The organism is Actinomadura sp. HBU206391 (assembly GCF_014323665.1).
Classification (GTDB): Bacteria; Actinomycetota; Actinomycetes; order Streptosporangiales; family Streptosporangiaceae; genus Actinomadura_C.
Map to the genome: position 1 here is coordinate 15988 of NZ_JABVEB010000055.1, position 20016 is coordinate 36003.

Consider the following 20016-nt stretch of genomic DNA (forward strand, 5'->3'; position numbering starts at 1 on the left):
CCGCTCATCGCAGCACGTTGGCCGCTGACGGCCACGGTCTAGACGTAACGCTCGAGGATCGAGGACTCGGCGAGCCTGGACAGGCCCTCACGGACGCTGCGGGCGCGGGTCTCGCCGACCCCGCCGACGGCCTGCAGGTCGTCGATGCTGGCGGCGAGCAGTTTCTGCAGCCCGCCGAAGTGCTCCACCAGCCCCTCGACGACGAGCCCCGGCAGCCGCGGCACCTTGGCGAGCAGCCGGTAGCCCTTGGGGCTCACCGGCACGTCCAGCGGGTCGCTGCCGGAGAAGCCCAGCACGTCGGCGACCGTGGAAAGGTCGAGCAGCTCGGTCGCCGACAGCCCGTCGAGCGCGCCGAGCACCCCGGTGACGCTGCCGTCACGGACCTTGCCCGGGACGTAGTCGCGCACGATCAGCGCGCGGTCGCCTTCGACGCCGGAGACGAGCTCGTCGAGTTGCAGGGACAGCAGGCGGCCGTCGGTGCCGAGCTCGACGACATAGCCCTCGATCTCGTCGGCGATGCGGCGCACCATCTCGAGCCGCTGCACGACCGCGGTCGAGTCGCGGACCGTGACAAGATCCTCGATCTCCAGCGCCGACAGCGTGCCCGACACCTCGTCGAGACGCAGTTTGTAGCGTTCGAGCGTGGCGAGGGCCTGGTTGGCCTTGGACAGGATGGTCGCCGAGTCCTCGAGGACGTAGCGGGTGCCGCCGAGGTAGAGCGCGATGATCCGCATCGACTGGCTGACCGAGATCACCGGGTAGCCGGTCTGCTTGGCCACCCGCTCGGCCGTCCGGTGCCTGGTGCCCGACTCCTCGGTCGGGATCGTGGGGTCGGGCACGAGATGCACGGCGGCCCGTACGACGCGGGCGTGCCTGCCGTCGAGCACGATGGCGCCGTCCATCTTGGCGAGCTCACGCAGCCGGGTGGCGGAGAACTCGACGTCGAGCTCGAATCCGCCGGTGCAGATCTCCTCGACGGTCTTGTCATAGCCGAGAACGATCAATCCGCCGGTGTGTCCCCGGAGGATGCGCTCCAGGCCGTCGCGGAGAGCAGTGCCCGGCGCCACCGCGGCGAGTGTCGCGCGGCGTCGCTCGTCTTGACCCTTTTCATGTATTGGCACTTGACCCCCGGAGGTCGCTGGACGGCGCTCAGTTTACCGACGACGACCGTTTGGTCGACTCCTCCGCAGGTCGCAAGAGCGAGTCGGACAAGTTCATACCCTGGTGGGACTCTGTCAGGAAGCTGTAAAGGCCACGCGCAGCGCCTGCTCCAGGCTGTCGACCTCCATTACGGTCATGCCCTCGAAGCTGACCGCGGGGGCGCCGCCGGCCAGGCTCACCACCCGTCCGGGCTCGCCGCGCTCGGGCTGGGTAGATCTTTTCAGTGGCGTGGTGCCGGCCAGCTCCAGCGAGCCGCGCGGCACGACCGCGCACTTGAAGCCGAGGCGGCCGGCCTCGCCAAGGCGCCGCCGTACGCCCGGAACGGCCCGGACCTCGCCGGCCAGCCCCACCTCGCCCAGGGCGATCACGCTGGGCGAGAGCGTCTGTTCGGTCTTGGAGCCCGCGACGGCGAGCGCCACCGCGAGGTCGACCGACGTCTCGGCCAGCCGGACCCCGCCGACCGTGGACGCGTAGACGTCCTGCTCGTGCATGGCCATCTTGCAGCGCCGGGACAGCACCGCCAGCACCATGGCGACCCGGGCGGACTCGAGGCCGGAGGTCGCCCTGCGCGGGGCGGGCAGGAACGACTGGGCCACCAGCGCCTGCACCTCGGCCACCAGCGGCCGACGGCCCTCCAGCGTGACCGTGACGCACGTGCCGGGCACCGGTTCGTCGCGGCGGGTCAGGAACAGCCCGCTCGGGTCGGCGAGCCCGACGATGCCCATCTCGGACAGGTCGAAGCAGCCGAGCTCGTCGGTGGGACCGTAGCGGTTCTTCACCGCCCGGATCATGCGCAGCCGGCTGTGCCGGTCGCCCTCGAAGTAGAGGACCACGTCGACGAGGTGCTCCAGCAGCCGCGGCCCGGCGATCGCACCGTCCTTGGTGACATGGCCCACCAGGACCGTCGTGATGCCCCGTTCCTTGGCCACCCGGATCAGGTTGGCGGTGACCTCGCGGATCTGGGTGACCCCGCCGGGCGCCCCGTCGACCTCGGCGGCGCCGATCGTCTGGATCGAGTCGACGATCAGCAGCCTGGGATCGACGGCGTCGACCTGGCCCAGCAGAGCGGCCAGCTCGGTCTCGGCGGCGAGGTAGAGCTGATCGGTGACCGCGCCGACCCGGTCGGCGCGCAGCCGGACCTGTTCGGCCGACTCCTCGCCGGTGACGTACAGCACCTTCTCGGGACCGCCGGGATCGCCGGCGCGAGAGGAGCTGAGCGCGGCGACCTCGAGCAGCAGCGTGGACTTCCCGATGCCCGGCTCACCGGCCAGCAGCACCACGGCACCGGGGACCAGACCCCCGCCCAGCACGCGGTCGAGCTCGTCCAGGCCGGTCGGCCGGGACTGCGCGGAACCCACGTCGATCTCGCTGATCCGCCGGGCCGGCGCCGACACGGCACCCGCCGAGACCACTCTGGGCGGGGTGGCCGTACCGGCCTCGCCGACGGTGCTCCACGCCTGGCACTCGCCACAGCGCCCCACCCACTTGGAGGACTGCCAGCCGCACTCGGAACAGCGGTAGGTGGCCCTGGCCTTGGTCGTCTTCGCCATGCGGGTGACAGTAGGCCCCAGCGCCGACATTACGAAGCCGGGCCTCATCGCAGCAGTGATCGCGCCTCCGCGAGCAGGTCGCACTGACGGCGCCAGTCGCCCCCGGCGATGCCCATGACGATGTGGCGGGCCCCGGCGTCGCGGTAGGCCGCCAGCCGTTCGGCCGCCTCGTGCGGGCCGCCCGTGATCGGCAGGGGCATGACCTCCTCGAGCGGCCGGCCGTACCCCCCGCTGATGCCCGAGGCGATCTGCTCGCGCGTTGGCACGTCCGGCCCGGAGCCGAGGGCTCCCGCGGCCCCGACCGCGATGACCGGGACGGGCCGCCCGTGCCCGGCGGCGAGGCCTGCGAGCCGTGCGGCTCCGGTGGCGATCTCGGCCGGCGGCACGAGTGACGGAAACCACGCGTCGCCCAGCCGGGCGGCCCGCCCGATCGCGGTAGTGGAGGCGTTGCCGACCCAGATCGGCGGCGGTGCCACCGCCGGCGCCAGCTCGACCTCGGGCCGTCCCGGCTCGTCCGGAAGCCGCACCCGGTCGCCCGCCAGCAGGGCCGGCAGCAGTTCCAGTGCGGTCTCGGTGCGCGTCCCGCGCCGGTCGTACGGCACTCCCGCCGCCGCCCACTGCGCCGCCCCGCCGCCGGAGCCGACGCCGAGGATCAGCCTGCCCTCCGACACGTGCTGCAGGGTGGCGATCTGTTTGGCCGCCCAGGCCAGGGGACGGATCGCCGGGATGAACACGCTTGCACCGATGGCGATCCGGTCGGTGGCGGCCGCCGCGGTGGCGAGCGCCACGGCACAGTCCAGCGACGGCGCCCCGGTGGCGAGGTGGTCGCCGTGCCACACGCCGTCCAGACCGGCGTCCTCGGCATGTCGCGCGGCGGCCGGCAGGCCGAGGCCCTGCGCCCGCTGCGACGCGATCGAGGGCAGGATCACACCGATCTCCATCACGGCACCAGCACGACCTTCCCGATGGTGGCCCGGGTCTCCAGCGCCGTGTGCGCCGCCGCCGCGTCCTTGAGCGGGAAGGCCTGTACGGCCGGCACGAGGCGGCCGGCGGCGGCCTCGGCCAGCGACCTCTCCTCCAGGCCGCGCAGCCCACCCGGGATCCGCAGGATCCGCGGGCCCAGGGCGACCGACACCGACAGGCTGCGCTCGAACAGGTCGGCGGAGGTGAACCGCGTGGGTTCGCCCGCTGACCAGCCGAACAGGACGAGCCGGCCACCGGCGCCGAGCAGGTCGAGAGCGGCCCGGCCCGGCTCGCCCCCGACGCCGTCCAGCGCCAGCGTCACCTCGCGCCCGCCAAGTGCCTTCCGGACGGCGTCCGCCCAGCCCGGCGCCGTGTAGTCGACCGCGATCGTCGCGCCCGACGCCCGTACCCGCTCGGTCTTCGCCGCCCCGCCGGCCACGCCGACGACGGTCGCGCCGGCGTTCCGGGCGGCCTGGACCAGCAGCGTGCCGATTCCGCCGGCCGCCGCGGTCACCAGCACCACGTCCTCTGGGGTCGGCATCGCGATGTCGAGGATCCCCATCGTTATCCGGCCGGTCCCGACGATCGCGACCGCGACGGCGTGGTCGAGCCGGTCCGGGAGCGTGTGCAGAGCCGTGGCATCGGCCACCGCGAGCTCGGCGTAGCCTCCACTGACCATGCCGAGATGGGCCACCACCGGCCTGCCGAGCCAGGCCGGATCGGTGCCTTCTCCGAGCCCGTCGACCACGCCCGCCACCTCGCGGCCCGGCGTCATCGGAAGCTCCGCCCGCTGGAAGGGCCCGATGGCGACGCCGGCGCGGATCGCGGTGTCGGCCAGATGGACGCCGGAGGCCCGGACGGCGATCCGCACCTGTCCCGCCGCGGGACTCGGGTCGGGAACCTCCTCGAAGAGCAGATTCCCGGCCGGACCGAACTCATGCTGCCTTACCGCACGCACAGCCGTTCTCCCTCACTCGACGCGAACCTTCCGCCGTCGAGGCTGCAACCTGAAGTGAGCTTGAGGTCAACTCGGGCGAAGGCGTCAGCGTGGGGTACGGATACGAGTTCGGAACGTCACCCCGGCTGGGTCACCTGAAGGCGGCGCCGGTGGGGAACCGCCTGCGATCAGGCGACGGTGACCACGGCGTGCATGCCGCCGAAGGCATGCGGCATCCCGGATGTGGTGTCCGGGATGTAGTCGAGCAGTGCGTACGTGCCGCTCGGCAGCGTGACATCGACCACGGATGCCCGGCCGGGCGTCTGGGTGCCGAAGTTCAGCGCCGCGCCGCCGGTGACCGTGGGGTTCTCGCCGCCGGCGAACCAGGCGGTGATGTCGGCGTCCGTCGTGCCGGGCTGCACCTGCACGAGCTGCGCGAAGTGCAGCTCACCCGAGTCGTTGGAGATCCGCAGCGGACCGCGGCGCAGCTTGCCGCCGGAGCCGCTGACCACGAACCGATCGGGCTCCTTCATCGTGATGGACTGGTTGGTCGCCGGCAGGGCGGCGTACGTGTTGCCGGTCACCCGGAAGGTCTGGGCCGTCGCCGACGGGTTGTTGACCTGCGCCGCGTAGTAGCGGCCGGCCGGCAGCACCGTCTTGTAGGACACCTGGCCGATGGCGCTGAGACCGCCGTAGAAGCTCGTGTTCTGCACGAACCACTGCATCGCCGCCGCGGCCTTGGCGGCGTCGACCTGCCAGTTGCCGGCCTCGGCGATCTTGACGTCCATCTGCGAAAGCGTCGCACCGTTCCGGAGCTGGAAGGTCTCGGGGTCGGCGGCGGCGTAGGCGCTGGTCACGTTGACATTGATGAGCCCGGCGCGGAGCGTTGTACCCTGCTGGATCGCCACCTGCCCGGCGGCATCCTGGCTGACGCGCAAGGTGCTGCCACCAGGCGATGCCGATGCGGGGGACGCCGTGAAACCGAGCGTGCCGACGGTCACCACAGCCGCCAGAGCGCTCAAAATCCTGGACCTCACAAGGCTCCTCTCGAGGACTTTCTCGACCACGTGAAAGATGTTCAAGCGCGAAAAAACCACACTCGGGCTGGATCTCCGCCGCAAGTATCCGACTTGTAATTATTTGTTCGCTCTGGGACGTTGACCGACAGTTGTCAGATTTTGCCGTTTTGAGTCAAGCGTCAGAATCTGCGCGCGGGCCCGGTCAGTTCGTACAAGCCCTCCGTCAGAGCCGGAGGGCCCGCGTCACCGCAGCGCGCTGCCCTTCTTCCACTCGGCGAACGAGAGCTGCCAGAAGCTCCAGCCGTTGTTCCACTCGACCTCACGGTCGCTGCCGGTCAGCTTGATCACGTCTCCGCGCTGCATGGTCGAGTAGAACCAGCGCGCGTTGGCCGGGCTGACGTTGAGGCAGCCGTGGCTCACGTTGGCCGAACCCTGGGAGCCGACCGACCAGGGCGCCGAGTGCACGTACTCGCCGCTGTTGGAGAAGCGCACGGCGTGGTCGACGACCGTCTTGTAGTAGCCGGGGTCGCCCTTCTTCTTACCGGGCGAGATCATCGTGACGGGGTTGCCCTTCTCCATGAGGAGGTGGACGCCGCTGGTGGTGGTGAACTCGCGGGTCTGCCCGTTGCCCGCGCTGAACGGGATGGTGCGCAGCTTCCTGCCGTCGCGGGTCACCGTCATCTGGTGCCTGCCGATGCCCCCGGTGGTGATCTGAGCGGCACCGATCTTGATGGTGTGCTTGGTGTCCTTCATCCCGTAGACGCCGGTGGCGCCCTGCAGACCGGCCAGCCGGGCGGTGAACCGGACGTTCTGGTGGGCCGGCCAGTAGGTCTTGGTGCGGTAGACGACCTGGTCGGAGCCGATCCAGCGCCAGGCCCCCTCGACGGGTTTGTCGGCCTTCACCTCGAGGGCGCGCTCGACCGCGGCCTTCTTGGTGACCGGGCCGGTGAACCGCACCATGATCGGCATGCCGACGCCGACCGTCTCGCCCTTGAGCCCGGGGGTGATGTCGGCGATGCCGAACGTCCTGGCAGGCTTCAGCGTCGTGAAGGTGCTCGTCGCCGTCATGAGCTTGCCGCCGGCGCCCTTGGCCTGTGCGGTGACCGTGTAGGAGGTGCCAGGGGTCAGGGTGCGGCCGGAGCGCCACTGGGTGCCGCTCGCGAGCGTCTCTCCGGTGATCGCGACTCCGTCGCCTCGAACCGTGACGTCGCTCAGGGTGCCGTCCGCCACCTTCACCTCGATCGGTGCGTCGGGCTTGGCCCCGCCGGCGCCGTTCGCCGGCGTGATCGTGACGACCGCCTCCTTGGGCGAGCTCAGCACACCACCACCGCCGCCGCAGGCCGCGGTGAGCGCGGCCAGCGCCACGGCACCTCCTGTCGCCACGAGCCGGATCCGAACCTTTGCGCTCACAGAGCCTTCCCATCCCCAAGACAACGAACAACCCACTCGATTCAAGGAGACGGTCGAAACTACGAAAAAGTTCGGAGAGTCTGGCAAATAACCTGAAACGGCCTGCCGACACCCCGCAGAGGCGTCGCCCTAGGCCCGGGCCTCCTCGCCGAGACTCTTGCGAGCCCGCTCGATCAGGTCGCCCAGGTGGTCGGACACCACGCCCGGACGCTCCAGCATGGCCATGTGCCCGGCGACCGGCACCATTTCGAGCCGTGCCGAGGGGACGCAGGTGTGAATCTTCACGCTGTGGTGCGGTGGGGTGAGGATGTCGTTCTCGCCCGCGATGATCAGGGTCTCGGCGTGGTTCAGGGTCTCGCACTCGCTGATCACCGGGTCGCCCGTCATCGCGCCGAAGAAGTCGATCAGCGCGTCCATGCGGGTGTCGGCCGCCATCTGCTCGCAGAAGGCGATCGCCGCGGGGCTCGCGTCCGGGCCGAAGGCGATCCTCTCCTCGATCAGCAGCGCGCCGCCCCGGGCGAGGTGCCGGAGCCGCTCGAGCACTGGGACACCACGGCCCACGGTGCGCAGCGCGTGCGGCATCGCCCGTTGCGAGAGTTTCGCCAGTACGGCGGGCAGCCCGAGCGTGGCCTCGCCCAGCGTGCCGGACGAGGTGCACACGAGCCCGGTGGCGACCACCCTGCGGCGAAAGGCCTCCGGGTCGCGGTCGGCATAGCGCATGATCGTCATGCCGCCCATGGAATGGCCGATCAGGACGACGGGCATGTCCGCGGGCACCGTCTGCTCGATCACTGCGGCGAGGTCGGCGCCGAGCTGGTCGAGCCCGTTGCCGCTCCGGTGGCCACCGCCGGACCGGCCATGGCCGCGCTGGTCCCAGAACACCAGCCGGCCGAGGCCGCGCAGGGCCCTGCGCTGAAAGTGCCAGGAGTCCAGACTCAGCGTCCAGCCATGGCTGAAGACCACCGCGAGATCGCTTCGGCCCTCGCTCTCGACGTCGTCGATCTCGGCGTGCAGCCGGGTGCCGTCGGCGGCCCGGACCGTGACCGGGCGGCCGCGCACCGTGCCGAACGGCTCGGCCGCGTGCGGGTCGGGGCGGTTCTGGATCCGTCGTACGGCGCGGCGCTGGGCGGCGACACCCGCACTGGCGGCGCCCGTGCCGATCAGAGCGGTGGCGAAGATGGTGCGGCGTCGGCTCATGACGACCTCCGGGGGGTGAGCGGCCGTCTCCGTTGGCCACTGTTGTACGGCTTGTCCAGTAAGGAGCTGGTCGCCAGTATGACTTACCGGTCAGTAGTGTCGCCACCAGAGGTTGACCGCGTAGTCGACCTCCAGGCCGTCGTGCTCGGCGAGGAACCGCTCCGCCAGCTCGGCGGGGAACTCGATGCGCAGCACCGCGGCGAGGTCCTCCCGGCGCTGGAACGCCCACCGGATCGTCAGAGCCCGGCGGGAGAAACCCTGCCTGGCCCAGAACCGCTCCACCGCCTCCGGGTCGTACGCGGGCAGCCAGCGCCGGAACCACCCGCCGAACGTGGACCGGGTCGCGTCGTTGTCGATGACGAACGCCGCGCCACCGCGCCGCGTGACCCGCGCGAGCTCGGCGAGACCGGGCTCGCAGCCGGGGCCGAAGAAGTACGCCCAGCGCACATGCGTGACATCGACGGACGAGTCGGGCAGCGGCAAAGCCTGCGCGGCTCCGGCTCGTACCGACACGTTCGTGAGGTTCGCCACTCTGCTCCGGGCGGCGGCGGCAAGCCCGGTATGCGGCTCGATCCCGATGACCCGCGACGCCGTACGGGCGAATCCGGCCAGGTGAAAGCCGGTGCCGCAGCCGAGGTCCAGCACGGTCGCCGCGTCCCAGGGCCGGATATCGCGCATCGCGGCCTCCAGGACACCGTCGGGGTCGGCCGCACGGTTCTCCAGCTCGTAGACCTGCGGAGAATTCCAGATGTTCGGGCTCGGGACGGCACCGGATACGATCGTGGCCACGGCGCTGAGCGTAGTCACCGGCCCGCCAAAGGTGAGGATCACGCGTGCCGGGGGATCAGATCCCGGAAGATAGCGCATAGGCTTTCGGTTGCGTGGCGATGCGCAACGGGGGCGAGCCCCGAGCGGAGCACGGCCACCGACCACCGAGCGAAAAATCAGCGAGGGAGTCTTGGCACCGGAGCGCAATGGCACGATCCCCGCCGGGATCAGGGTCCCGGATGCGCCGATCACGCTCTCGACCGCGTCAGTGTATCCAGAGAAGGCGCCGAGCGCGTTCGAGATCGCCGCGCTGCTCGGATACGACGGCGTCGAGATCATGGTCGCCACCGATCCCGTGTCACAGGACCTCAACGTGCTGCGCCGGCTGTCGGACTACCACGAGGTGCCGATCCTCTCCATCCACGCGCCGTGCCTGCTGCTGACCCAGCGGGTGTGGGGTCGCGAGCCATGGGGCAAGCTGAAGCGCTCCAAGGAGGTCGCCGAGGAGCTCGGCGCCAAGGTCGTGGTCGTGCACCCGCCGTTTCGCTGGCAGCGCGAGTACGCCCGGGAGTTCGTCGAGGGTCTCGCCCGGATGCAGGACGAGACCGACGTCGTCTTCGCCGTGGAGAACATGTTCCCCGTGCGGGCCCGCGGCACCGAGGTCGGGATGTACTCCCCGAACTGGAACCCCGTCGAGCTGGACTACCCCAACGTCACCCTGGACCTGTCCCACACGGCGGTCTCGGGGTCGGACCCGCTCGCCATGGCCGCCGAGCTCGGTGACCGGCTCCAGCACGTCCACCTCGCCGACGGGGTCGGCATCCCCAACCGCGACGAGCACCTCGTGCCCGGCCGTGGCGGCCAGCCGTGCGGCGCGATGCTCGAGAAGCTCGCCGACGACGGCTACGGCGGGCACATCGTGCTCGAGGTCAACACCCGCCGGGCAGCCGACCGGGCGGAGCGGATCGAGGACCTGGCCGAGGCGCTCGCCTTCGCCCGGCTCCATCTCGCCGCCGCCGGCCGCACCTGGGAGGTGACACCCGGCGGCGAGGTGTCGCGCAGGGGAAGCGGCTGATGGTCGCCCAGTCCGGCCGCAAACCCGGACGCAGGCCGGGACCCAACGAGACCCGCGAGGCCATCCTGACGGCCGCGCGCGAGCTCTTCGCCGAGAAGGGGTACGACGGCGCGTCGATCCGGGCCATCGCACGCGCGGCCGACGTCAACCCCGCCCTGGTGCATCACTTCTTCGGCACCAAGGAGAACGTCTTCATCGAGGCGATGCGGCTGCCGTTCAATCCAGCGGAGTTGCTGCCCCTCATCATCGAGACCTCGGACGAGCGGATCGGCGAGACCCTGATCCGGGTCTTCCTCGGCATCTGGGGCGACCCCGACCGCAGGGCACCCCTCATCGCGATGCTGCGCTCGGCCATGACCAACGAGCAGGCCGCGACGATGATGCGGCAGTTCGTGTCGAAGGCGCTGATCGGCCGGGCCGCCGAGCTGCGCGGCATTCCGCTGCTGAAGGTCGACGCGGCCGTCGGCCAGATGATCGGCGTGATGCTCCTGCGGTACGTGATTCAGGTGGAGCCGATCGCCTCCGCCTCTGAGGAAGAGCTGGTCGAGCTTCTGGCCCCGACGTTGCAGCGCTACCTCTGCTCATCTTCTTGACGGCCGCGCCCTCGGTGCGGCGGCTCGCGGGCGGTTGACGCGGCGTCTTCCCTCCTCGCTTTCCCTCCTCGCTCGCGAGCTCTGCCCAACGCGAGGTCACGGGTCGAGCCGGTTTTGGGACTTCCCTTCGGTCTTGACGGGGTGCATGGCCGAGCTTAAATTAAACGCATGATTAGTTCAGCGGTTAAGACTGCGGACCTGTGCGTGGACCGGGGCGGGCGCGAGGTGCTCCACGGGCTCACGTTCGAGGTGCCGCGCGGCTCGATCGTCGGGCTGCTCGGGCCCAGCGGTTGTGGCAAGACCACGCTGATCCGGGCGGTGGTCGGAGTGCAGATCGTGAAGAGCGGTGAGGTCACCGTGCTCGGCCGGCCCGCGGGCGGCGCGGAACTGCGGCGGCTCGTCGGCTACGCCACGCAGACGCCGGCGGTGTACTCGGATCTGACCGTCCGCGAGAACCTCCGATACTTCGGCTCGGTTCTCGGCGCGCCCCGCGACGACGCCGATCGTGTCATCGAGGAGGTGGGCCTCGCCAGGGAGCGGGACCAGGTCGTGGCCACGCTCTCGGGCGGGCAGCTGTCCCGCGCCAGCCTGGCCGCCGCCCTCCTCGGCACACCGGAACTGCTCGTGCTCGACGAGCCGACGGTGGGGCTCGACCCCGTGCTGCGGCAGGAGCTGTGGGAGCTGTTCCACGAACTCGCCGACCGTGGCGTCACCTTGATGATCTCCAGCCATGTCATGGACGAGGCGGCCAAGTGCGGGCGGCTGCTGCTCATGCGCGAAGGCGTGATCCTCGCCGACGACACCCCGGGCGCGCTGCGCGCCCACACCGGAACCGACGATCTCGAAGAGGCCTTCCTGCGCCTCATCGCGGAGCGCGAGGAGGCACACGCATGAAGCTCTCGATCACGCTGGCCACGAGCCGGCGAATCCTCGCCCAGTTGCGCCACGACCACCGCACGGTCGGGCTGCTCATCGGCGTCCCGACCCTGCTCATGATCCTGCTGCGTTACGTGATCGACAATCCGGTCGCCTTCGACCGCTGGGCCCCGATGCTGCTCGGGGTGTTCCCCTTCATCGTGATGTTCATCGTCACCTCGGTCGGCACGCTGCGCGAGCGTACGGGCGGCACGCTCGAGCGGCTGATGACGACCCCGCTCGGCAAGCTGGACCTGCTGCTCGGCTACGCGCTCGCGTTCGGCCTGCTCGCGCTCGTGCAGGTCGGCGTGGTGACCGCGATCTCGGTGACCTGGCTGGGGCTCGACCTGGCCGGGTCGATGTGGAGCCTCGTGCTCGTCGCGGTGCTCGACGCACTGCTCGGCATGGCCCTCGGCCTGTTCGCCAGCGCGTTCGCCCGCACGGAGTTCCAGGCGGTGCAGTTCATGCCCGCCTTCGTGCTGCCGCAGGCCCTGCTGTGCGGGCTTGTCGTGCCCCGGGAGCAGATGGCGAGCTGGCTCGAGTGGATCTCGGCCGTGCTGCCGTTGTCGTACGCGGTCGAGGCGATGCGGGAGCTCAGCCGCGGTGACGAGTTCACGAGCACCCTCGCGCGGGATCTGGCCATCATCATCGGGTGTGTGATCGTCTCGCTCATGCTCGGCGCGGCCACGCTTCGCCGCCGCACCGCCTGAGGGGTGCCGATCCGCGGCCGCCGGGAACATCCCGGCAGGCGATAGCGGACTCGGGCAAAGATCGGACAGACGGAGGACTTACCCTCTATTCCGGCATGTACTGGGCAACCGCGTCGCGGATTAGCCTTGAGAGGCGCGGGACGACGTTGTCTCGCCGGAGAGGGGGAACGTTGCTCCGTCAGGTGCTCTTGGCAGCGTCGCGCAGAGACAGCGTACGCAGGCTGGCCGAAACGGCTCCGTACACCAGGAGCGTCGTCCAGCGGTTCATCGCCGGCACGGCCGTGGACGACGCCTTGCGGGTCACCGAAGGGCTGGCCGCCGGCGGGCTGCTCGTAACCCTGGATCACCTGGGGGAGGACACGCTCGACCCCGGTCAGGCCGAGACCATCGTCAACGGCTACGTGACCCTGCTGGAGCGGCTCGGCTCCGCGGATCTCGGGCCGCGGGCCGAGGTCTCGGTCAAGCTCACGGCTCTCGGTCAGGTGCTCGACGGCGGTGAACGGCTGGCGCTGAAGAACGCGCAGCGCATCTGCCACGCCGCACGCGCGGTGGGCACCACGGTGACGCTGGACATGGAGGACCACACCACCGTCGATTCGACGCTGCGGATCCTGGAGGAGCTGCGCGCCGATTTCCCGGACACCGGTGCGGTGATCCAGTCGTACCTGCGCCGCGCCGAGGAGTACTGCGACCAGCTGTCCCATGAGGGGTCGCGGGTGCGGCTCTGCAAGGGCGCCTACAACGCCCCCGAGTCGGTGGCCTTCGCCGACCGGCGTGAGATCGACAGGTCGTACGTCCGGTGCATGAAGGTGCTGATGGCCGGCAAGGGGCACCCCATGCTGGCCACACATGATCCGCGGCTCATCGAGATCGCGGGCGCGCTGGCCGTGCTCAACGACCGGTCGCCGGACCGGTTCGAGTACCAGATGCTCTACGGCATCCGCACGCAGGAGCAGCGGCGGCTCGCCGGGCTCGGCGCCCAGGTGCGGGTCTATGTGCCCTACGGCGACGAGTGGTACGGCTACATGATGCGGCGGCTGGCGGAGCGTCCGGCGAACCTGATGTTCTTCCTGCGCTCGCTGGCCGGTGACTCCTGAGGGAGCCGCGAGGCGTCTTCTCGACCGCGTCTGAGCGCCCCTCACCTCCGCATCGCGAGGTGAGGGGCCTCTGGCGTGTCACGAAGTCTCGGTAGGCTTGCTCAGATGATTGCGATTCTCGGCGCCGGCAAGATGGGCGAGGCACTGCTGTCAGGCGTTCTCAGAGCCGGCCGCCGCCCGGCCCAGCTCGCCGTGACCGTTCGCCGGGCCGAGCGGGGCGCGCTCCTGCATGAGCGGTACGGCGTCGCGGTGCTGTCCAACGCCGAAGCCGCCAAGACCGCCGATACCCTCGTCATCGCGGTGAAGCCGCAGGACATGGCCACGCTCCTGGAGGAGCTGGGCCCGCACATTCCGCCGGGCCGGCTGGTGATCTCCATGGCCGCGGGCATCCCCACCTCGTTCATCGAGTCGCGCCTGCCGGGCGGTGTGCCGGTCGTGCGGGTCATGTCCAACACTCCCGTGCACGTCGACGAGGCGATGAGCGTGGTGTCGGCGGGTTCGCACGCCGACGAGGCGCACCTCAAGCTCACCGAGGAGCTGCTGACGCCGGTCGGCAAGGTGCTGCGCATCCCCGAGTCGCTGCAGGACGGCGCGACGGCCCTCTCGGGCAGCGGTCCCGCCTACTTCTACTACCTCGTCGAGGCGATGGTCGACGCCGGCATCCTGCTCGGCATGCCGCGCGCCGCGGCGCTCGAGATGGTGGTCCAGTCCGCGGTCGGCGCCGCCGTGATGCTGCGCGACTCGGGAGAGCACCCGGTGCTGTTGCGCGAAGCGGTCACCTCGCCCGGCGGGACGACCATCGCGGCGATCCGCGAGCTGGAGCGTCATGGCGTACGGGCCGCCGTGCTGGAGGCGATCGAGGCCGCCAGGAACCGAGGCCGTGAACTCGCCGAAGGGTGAGATCCGCAGCATGTTCCTCGATTCGACCGGATTCGATTGAACCGAACACCGGTCCGTGACCGATTAGAGGGTATGGGTATCCTGCTTCGCCTCCTCGTCGCCGCCGGTCTCGCGGTCGACGCCTACATCCACTGGGACCTCGCAGCCGACCTGCCCTCGGGCAAGGACGGCAACATCGGTGCGGACGTGCTGTTCCAGGCGCAGGCCGTGGCCGCGATCGTCGTGGGCCTGCTGGTCCTGTGCTGGGCGCGCCGCTGGACGTACGCGGTCGCCTTCCTCGTCGCCGCGAGCGCGGTCGGCGCCGTGCTGCTCTACTACGCGGTCGACGTCGGGTCGATCGGCCCGCTGCCGGAGATGCACGAGCCGGTCTGGTACGCGGAGAAGACCATCAGCGCCGTCGGTGAGGGCGTCGCGGCGTTGGCCGCTCTGGTGGGCTTCTTCACCGTGGCCGGGCGGCCCGCAGGACATCACGCCGAGATGCCCGCGCGCCGGTAGCACGGCACCGTTTCGCCACGCTTCGCCACACTCGGGCGGGGCGCGTGTTTAGCATGGCCGCGTGAGTTTGCGGCGCTTCATCCCGTTGGCGGTGGTCGGCGTCCTTATCGCCGGGCTGATCAGTGCGTGCTCGGGCGACGACAAGGCCGCCGGGATCCGCCTGGGCGCGGTGACCCGCGCCGACGTGGCCGAGGTGGTGGAGGCTCCGGCGACGGTCACGGCGCGGGCGACCGCCACGCTGCGGTCGCCCGCGGAAGGCACGGTCAGACGGCTGCGCGTCGCCGACGGCGACGAGGTGCGCAAGGGCGAGGTGCTCGCTCGCATCGCCTCACCGACCGCAGACGAGCAACTGCGGCAGGCCCGCGAGGCCGATAGCGGCGTGTCCGGCGGCGGTGGTGGAGTTCCGGCCGGCGTGGACCTCTCGTCCTTCCAGCGACGCACCGACCGTACGGCCAGACGCGGGTTCACCTCGGCGCGGCAGGTCGCGATGAAGATCCCGGATACCCGGCAGCGGGCCGTCGTGCTCGCCCAGATCACCAGGGCACAGGCCGACTACGCGACGGCCGCCGCGGCCGCGCGGAACGCGCTCGTCCAGCTGGACTCGGGGATCGGCAGCGTGCGGCAGGCCATGTCGTCTATCACGGCGGCGCAGCGGGTGCAGACCCGGGCGGCGGTACGGGCGGCGGAGCGCACCGTGGCCGGTCTCACGATCAAGGCGCCGTTCGCCGGGGTGGTGAGCCTCGGCGGACCGGCGGGAGGCGCCGGCGACCTGTCCGGGCTGATCGGCCAACTGCCCGCGCAGGCACAGGCGCCGGCCGCGGGAGCGGCGCCGTCGCTCGGCGGGGGCGGCGGCGCGACCCGGGACGCCGCCTCGGTCGCCGAGGGCGTCCCGATCGCCCCCGGCGACGCGGTCGTCACCGTCACCGACGTGTCCAGGCTCGGACTGTCCGCCGAGGTGGACGAGACCGACGTGCTCGACGTCAAGCGGGGCACCCCGGCCACCGTCGAGTTCGACGCGGTGCAGGGCGCCACCTATCAGGCTCGGGTCACCGGCGTGGGCGTCACGCCCAAGGAGTCCACCGGCGGCGGGGTGACCTACCGGGTGACGCTCTCGCTGCGGCGTGGCACGACGGCCGACGGCGCCGTGGCGCCCTGGCCGAAGCCGGGGATGAGCGCCGTGGTCGACCTGCGGGTGCGCGAGGTGGGCTCGGCGGTGTCGGTGCCCTCGTCGGCGATCGTGACCAGCGGCCGGGACTCCACCGTGTGGGTGGTCTCGGGAGGCAGGGCGCAGCGGCGCGTCGTCAGGCTCGGGGCCCAGGGCGACGCGACGGTGCAGGTGACCTCGGGACTGGCCGAGGGCGAGCGCGTCGTCGTCCGCGGCGTGAACGCGGTCAAGCAGAACCAGAAGCTCCCCAGGTGATGACTCCTGAAGGCCATGACCCTGAGCGCGAAGAGGCCGCGAGGGGCGCGGCGCTGTCTGGACTGAGGAGCGAGCGAGGTACGAGCGAGCGACGAGGGAAGACAGCGCCTCGAAGCGCCCCGAGCCGCCGCGCCGGAGGCGCGGCCATGAGCGCGGCGCTCGAGGCACTCGACGTCACGCGTACCTACCAGATGGAGGGGGTGGCGGTCTCGGCGCTGCGCGGCGTGAGCCTGCAGATCGAGCAGGGGGAGTTCGCCGCGATACTCGGGCCGTCCGGCTCCGGGAAGTCCACGCTCATGCACCTGCTCGGCTGCCTCGACCGTCCGACGACGGGCGTGCTGCGGGTCGGCGGCCGGGAGGTGGCCGAGCTCTCCGACTCCGAACTCGCCGAGCTGCGCAACAACACGATCGGATTCGTGTTCCAGTCGTTCCATCTGCTGGCCCGTACGAGCGCACGCGAGAACGTGGGACTGCCGCTCGTCTACCAGGGCGTGCCGCGGGCGGAGCGGCGTAGGAGGGCCACCGAGGCGCTGGCGGCCGTGGGGCTCTCGCACCGGCTGGACCACCGGCCGAGCCAGCTGTCCGGCGGTGAACAGCAGCGGGTCGCCATCGCCCGCGCCCTGGTCGGCGACCCGCAGGTCGTTCTGGCCGACGAGCCCACCGGCAACCTCGACACCCGCACCGGCAACGAGGTCATGGAGCTGCTGGAGCGGCTGAACGCCGAGCGAGGGGTGGCGGTGATCCTGGTCACCCATGAGCCGGAGGTCGCCGACCGGGCCAGACGGCAGATCCACATTCGCGACGGTCTCATCGAACGCGACTCCGGAGCGGGTACGTGAGGACGGCCGAGGGGGCGTCGACGCGGCGATGAGATACGGCGAGGCGCTCCGGGTGGCGCTTGAGGCACTGCGGGTCAACCGGCTCCGCAGCGCCCTGACGATGTTCGGCGTGGTGGTGGGCGTGGCGGCCGTCGTGGTGCTCGTCGCGATCGGCTCCGGCGCGCGCAACATGGTGGAGAGCGAGATCGAGGGCCTCGGCTCCAACATCATCTTCGTGGTCCCGGGGCAGTTCTCCTTCGGTTCGGCGCCGACGGTCAGCCGGATGCAGCTCGACGACGTCGGCTATCTGGGCCGGGTGGTCGGCGACGAGCGCAACATCGCGGTCACTCTCAACTCCGGCGAGGTGGTGCGGGCAGGCCGGACCCAGACGTTCGCCTCCGTCGTCGGCGCGAACGAGAACGTCCGCAACGTGTTCGACCGGCCGCTGCGTCCGGGCGGCCGCTACCTGACCCGGACCGACGTGGAGACCCGGCGCCGGGTCGTGGTGCTCGGCTCCGAGATCGCGCGGAAGATCTTCGGGGACGTGGACCCGGTCGGACGGCAGGTGGCGATCGCGGGCGGGACGCGCTTCCGCGTCGTGGGGGTCTTCGAGGAGGTGGGGCAGACCTTCGGCCAGGCACGGGACGCCGAGCTGCACATCCCGGTGACGACCGCTCAGCGGCTGTTCGGCGTGACCCGGATCGACTTCCTCGCGCTGCGGGCCGCGTCGGCCGACGACATCCCCCGGTTGCAGGACCAGGTCGTGGACGCGCTGCAGAAGAAGTACCCGGGGGAGCAGTTCTCGGCGGTGACCCAGACCCAGCTGCTCGGGACGATCGGCACGGTGCTGGGCGCGCTGACCGGGGTGCTGGCCGCCATCGCCGCCATCTCGCTCCTGGTGGGCGGTGTGGGCGTCTCGAACATCATGCTGGTCAGCGTGCGGGAGCGTACGAGGGAGATCGGCCTACGCAAGGCGCTCGGCGCCCGGCAGCGGGACGTGGTGTCCCAGTTCCTGATCGAGGCGGTGTTGCTCACCACGCTCGGCGGGATCATCGGCATCGGGCTGGGCGTCGGCGCCGCACTCGCCATCGCCGCGGTCTCTCCGGTGCCCGCCGCCATCGTCTGGTGGTCGCCGGCCCTGGCGTTCACGGTGTCGGTCGCCGTGGGGGTGTTCTTCGGGGTCGTGCCGGCCCGCAGAGCCGGCCGTCTCGACCCCGTCATCGCGCTCCGAACCGAATGACCACGGGGAACCGAATGACCACGGCGAACCGAATGACCGCCGGCGGGCGTCAGGCCACTCCACCGACGGCGGGCGCCGAGATGGCCGTGCGGACGAATCGGGCGGTCTCGAGCATCGCGGCCCGGGCCTCTGGCAGCACGTGATTGAGGATCTGGAAGACGTGCATCTGGCCCACCCAGACCTGCAGCTCGCACGTGGTTCCGGCGGCGCTCAGTACCTCGGCCAGCCGCTCCGCCTCGGCGCGCAGCAACTCGCCCCCGCCGACCTGGACGAAGAACGGCGGCGCCGAGGTCCACTTGCAGGTCAGCAGCGAGAGGCGGGGATCGTCGAAGTCGCCCGTCCCGACGTACATCTGGCCCGCCAGTCGGGCGGCGGCCAGGCTGACATAGGGATCCCGGCAGGATTCGTCGCGTTCGCTGGACAGCTCGCAGGTGAGGTCCACCCACGGCGAGTAGAGCACGACCCCTGCGGGGGTCGGCAGATCGGTCCGGCAGATCTCGCCGACCATCGACGCGGCGAGGTGGCCGCCGGCGGAGTCGCCCGCGACCACGATCTTCGACCCGGGAATGCCACGGGCCAGCAGGAGACGGTAGGCGTCCACGGCGTCGAACAGTGCCGCGGGAAAGGGATGTTCGGGCGCGAGCCGGTAGCGGGGGACCAGCACCGGTAATTCACAGTCGACGGCCAGGCGGGCCGTTATGGGACGGTGGGTCCGCGGCGAGCAGGCGACATAGCCGCCGCCGTGCAGGTAGAGGATCGCGCCTTCCTGCACGTCCGGATCGATGGGTGTCACCCATTCGCCGACGACGGGCCGGGCCGTGGCGTCGGTGCAGGGGTCGACCAGCTGTTCCACCCGCACCCGCGGGCCCGAGCGGATCAACCGCGCGGCGGCGTCGGCCGCCGTTCGGGCGGTGCGCAGGGACACGGGATTGCCGGGCAACCTGCTGACGAACGGCCGCACACCGAGCCTGAGCGCTCTTGAGATCGCACGACTCTGCATGCTCGGCCGCCGGTCGAACGGTGAGGGGTCCGGGTTCATCGACGCCCCCCTTACTCAGTGGCACGTTACCAATATGTTAATAGATGCCCGGAATACGGCAGAGTTCACATCACGAACCTGCGCGGCCTGCGCGCGATGTGGCGGAAGGCCACTGGAGTGGTGTGATTTGCGCCACGCGGAGGGCATGCCCGCAGTGGCGCTAGCGTGAGGCCATGAGCCGCTCGCTTCGGATCCTTTGGGACGACAAGCTCACCGCCTATGACTTCGGTCCCACCCACCCCCTCAATCCCATCCGGGTCCAACTGACCATGGCGCTGGCCCGCGATCACGGCGTGCTGGAGTACCCGAACGTCGAGATCGCCGCGTTCGAGACGGCCGGTGATGAGCTGATCGGGCTGGTCCACGATCCCGCCTACATCGCCGCCGTCAGGCGGGCCGGCGAGACGGGGTCTCCCGAGCTCGCCCATGGCCTCGGCAGCCCCGACAACCCGGTCTTCCCCGGCATGCACGACGCCGCCGCGCTGGTGACCGGAGCGACCGTGGCCGCCGCAGCGGCGGTCTGGTCGGGTGCGGCCGAGCACGCCGCCAACGTCGCGGGCGGCCTGCATCACGCGATGCGCGCCGGCGCCTCGGGGTTCTGCGTCTACAACGACCCGGCGATCGCGATCGCCTGGCTGCTGGAGAACGGGGCCCGGCGGGTCGCCTACGTGGACGTCGACGTCCACCACGGCGACGGCGTGCAGGCGGC

The 20016-nt window shown here is 70.9% G+C and carries 19 protein-coding genes and 1 pseudogene; 11 read left to right on the forward strand and 9 right to left on the reverse strand.

Features of this window, described 5'->3' with window-relative positions; translation table 11 throughout:
* Positions 1–38: 38 nt before the first annotated feature.
* The 8 genes from disA to HKK72_RS18410 all read right to left on the reverse strand — a co-directional run bounded on the left by disA (position 39) and on the right by HKK72_RS18410 (position 9026).
* The gene (disA, locus tag HKK72_RS18375) at positions 39–1121 is read right to left on the reverse strand and encodes a DNA integrity scanning diadenylate cyclase DisA (RefSeq protein WP_315987322.1); all 1083 of its coding nucleotides are present in this window, start codon (positions 1119–1121) and stop codon (positions 39–41) included.
* Between the two features lie 114 nt (positions 1122–1235).
* Positions 1236–2711 carry a DNA repair protein RadA gene (gene radA / locus HKK72_RS18380; protein WP_187235609.1) on the reverse strand — a complete coding sequence of 492 codons (1476 nt, stop codon included), beginning with the start codon at positions 2709–2711 and terminating at the stop codon, positions 1236–1238.
* Between the two features lie 44 nt (positions 2712–2755).
* Positions 2756–3652: an LLM class flavin-dependent oxidoreductase gene (locus tag HKK72_RS18385; protein WP_187235610.1), complete on the reverse strand. Its 897-nt coding sequence runs from the start codon at positions 3650–3652 to the stop codon at positions 2756–2758.
* Positions 3652–4632 (reverse strand): zinc-binding dehydrogenase, encoded by a 981-nt coding sequence (locus HKK72_RS18390; RefSeq protein WP_187235611.1) that lies wholly within the window; start codon positions 4630–4632, stop codon positions 3652–3654. The genes HKK72_RS18385 and HKK72_RS18390 overlap by 1 nt, the downstream gene beginning before the upstream one ends.
* Positions 4633–4799: 167 nt before the next feature.
* Positions 4800–5633, reverse strand: coding sequence for a hypothetical protein (locus HKK72_RS18395; RefSeq protein ID WP_187235612.1), 834 nt, complete (start codon positions 5631–5633; stop codon positions 4800–4802).
* A gap of 240 nt (positions 5634–5873) precedes the next feature.
* Positions 5874–7040, reverse strand: coding sequence for an Ig-like domain-containing protein (locus HKK72_RS18400; RefSeq protein ID WP_187235613.1), 1167 nt, complete (start codon positions 7038–7040; stop codon positions 5874–5876).
* A gap of 129 nt (positions 7041–7169) precedes the next feature.
* Positions 7170–8237: an alpha/beta fold hydrolase gene (locus tag HKK72_RS18405; protein ID WP_187235614.1), complete on the reverse strand. Its 1068-nt coding sequence runs from the start codon at positions 8235–8237 to the stop codon at positions 7170–7172.
* Between the two features lie 90 nt (positions 8238–8327).
* Positions 8328–9026 (reverse strand): class I SAM-dependent methyltransferase, encoded by a 699-nt coding sequence (locus HKK72_RS18410; RefSeq protein WP_315987323.1) that lies wholly within the window; start codon positions 9024–9026, stop codon positions 8328–8330.
* Positions 9027–9195: 169 nt separating this feature from the next.
* Here HKK72_RS18410 and HKK72_RS18415 point away from each other — a divergent pair, with 169 nt between their 5' ends.
* The 10 genes from HKK72_RS18415 (at position 9196) to HKK72_RS18460 (ending at position 18268) form a co-directional block, all read left to right on the forward strand.
* Positions 9196–10080, forward strand: coding sequence for a sugar phosphate isomerase/epimerase family protein (locus HKK72_RS18415; protein WP_187235616.1), 885 nt, complete (start codon positions 9196–9198; stop codon positions 10078–10080).
* Entirely contained in the window at positions 10080–10673 is a 594-nt protein-coding gene (locus HKK72_RS18420; protein ID WP_187235617.1) for a TetR family transcriptional regulator, read from the forward strand. The genes HKK72_RS18415 and HKK72_RS18420 overlap by 1 nt, the downstream gene beginning before the upstream one ends.
* Positions 10674–10841: 168 nt before the next feature.
* Positions 10842–11567 (forward strand): ABC transporter ATP-binding protein, encoded by a 726-nt coding sequence (locus HKK72_RS18425; protein ID WP_187235618.1) that lies wholly within the window; start codon positions 10842–10844, stop codon positions 11565–11567.
* Positions 11564–12298 carry an ABC transporter permease gene (locus HKK72_RS18430; RefSeq protein ID WP_187235619.1) on the forward strand — a complete coding sequence of 245 codons (735 nt, stop codon included), beginning with the start codon at positions 11564–11566 and terminating at the stop codon, positions 12296–12298. The genes HKK72_RS18425 and HKK72_RS18430 overlap by 4 nt, the downstream gene beginning before the upstream one ends.
* Positions 12299–12468: 170 nt before the next feature.
* Positions 12469–13395: a proline dehydrogenase family protein gene (locus HKK72_RS18435; protein WP_187235620.1), complete on the forward strand. Its 927-nt coding sequence runs from the start codon at positions 12469–12471 to the stop codon at positions 13393–13395.
* A gap of 105 nt (positions 13396–13500) precedes the next feature.
* A complete protein-coding gene (gene proC / locus HKK72_RS18440; protein WP_187235621.1) occupies positions 13501–14295 on the forward strand; it encodes a pyrroline-5-carboxylate reductase in 795 nt (264 codons plus the stop codon).
* A 72-nt stretch (positions 14296–14367) separates the two neighbouring features.
* Entirely contained in the window at positions 14368–14790 is a 423-nt protein-coding gene (locus HKK72_RS18445; RefSeq protein WP_187235622.1) for a hypothetical protein, read from the forward strand.
* Positions 14791–14851: 61 nt separating this feature from the next.
* Positions 14852–16210 carry an efflux RND transporter periplasmic adaptor subunit gene (locus HKK72_RS18450; RefSeq protein ID WP_187235623.1) on the forward strand — a complete coding sequence of 453 codons (1359 nt, stop codon included), beginning with the start codon at positions 14852–14854 and terminating at the stop codon, positions 16208–16210.
* Between the two features lie 146 nt (positions 16211–16356).
* Positions 16357–17049, forward strand: a complete 693-nt coding sequence (locus HKK72_RS18455; RefSeq protein ID WP_187235624.1) for an ABC transporter ATP-binding protein — start codon at positions 16357–16359, stop codon at positions 17047–17049.
* A 28-nt stretch (positions 17050–17077) separates the two neighbouring features.
* Positions 17078–18268, forward strand: a complete 1191-nt coding sequence (locus HKK72_RS18460; RefSeq protein WP_187235625.1) for an ABC transporter permease — start codon at positions 17078–17080, stop codon at positions 18266–18268.
* A 49-nt stretch (positions 18269–18317) separates the two neighbouring features.
* Here HKK72_RS18460 and HKK72_RS18465 read toward each other — a convergent pair whose 3' ends face one another.
* Complete coding sequence (locus tag HKK72_RS18465) at positions 18318–19307, reverse strand: alpha/beta hydrolase (protein WP_187235626.1); 990 nt, start codon at positions 19305–19307, stop codon at positions 18318–18320.
* A 173-nt stretch (positions 19308–19480) separates the two neighbouring features.
* Here HKK72_RS18465 and HKK72_RS18470 point away from each other — a divergent pair.
* Positions 19481–20016 (forward strand): annotated as a pseudogene (locus HKK72_RS18470) (acetoin utilization protein AcuC); the annotation flags it as partial.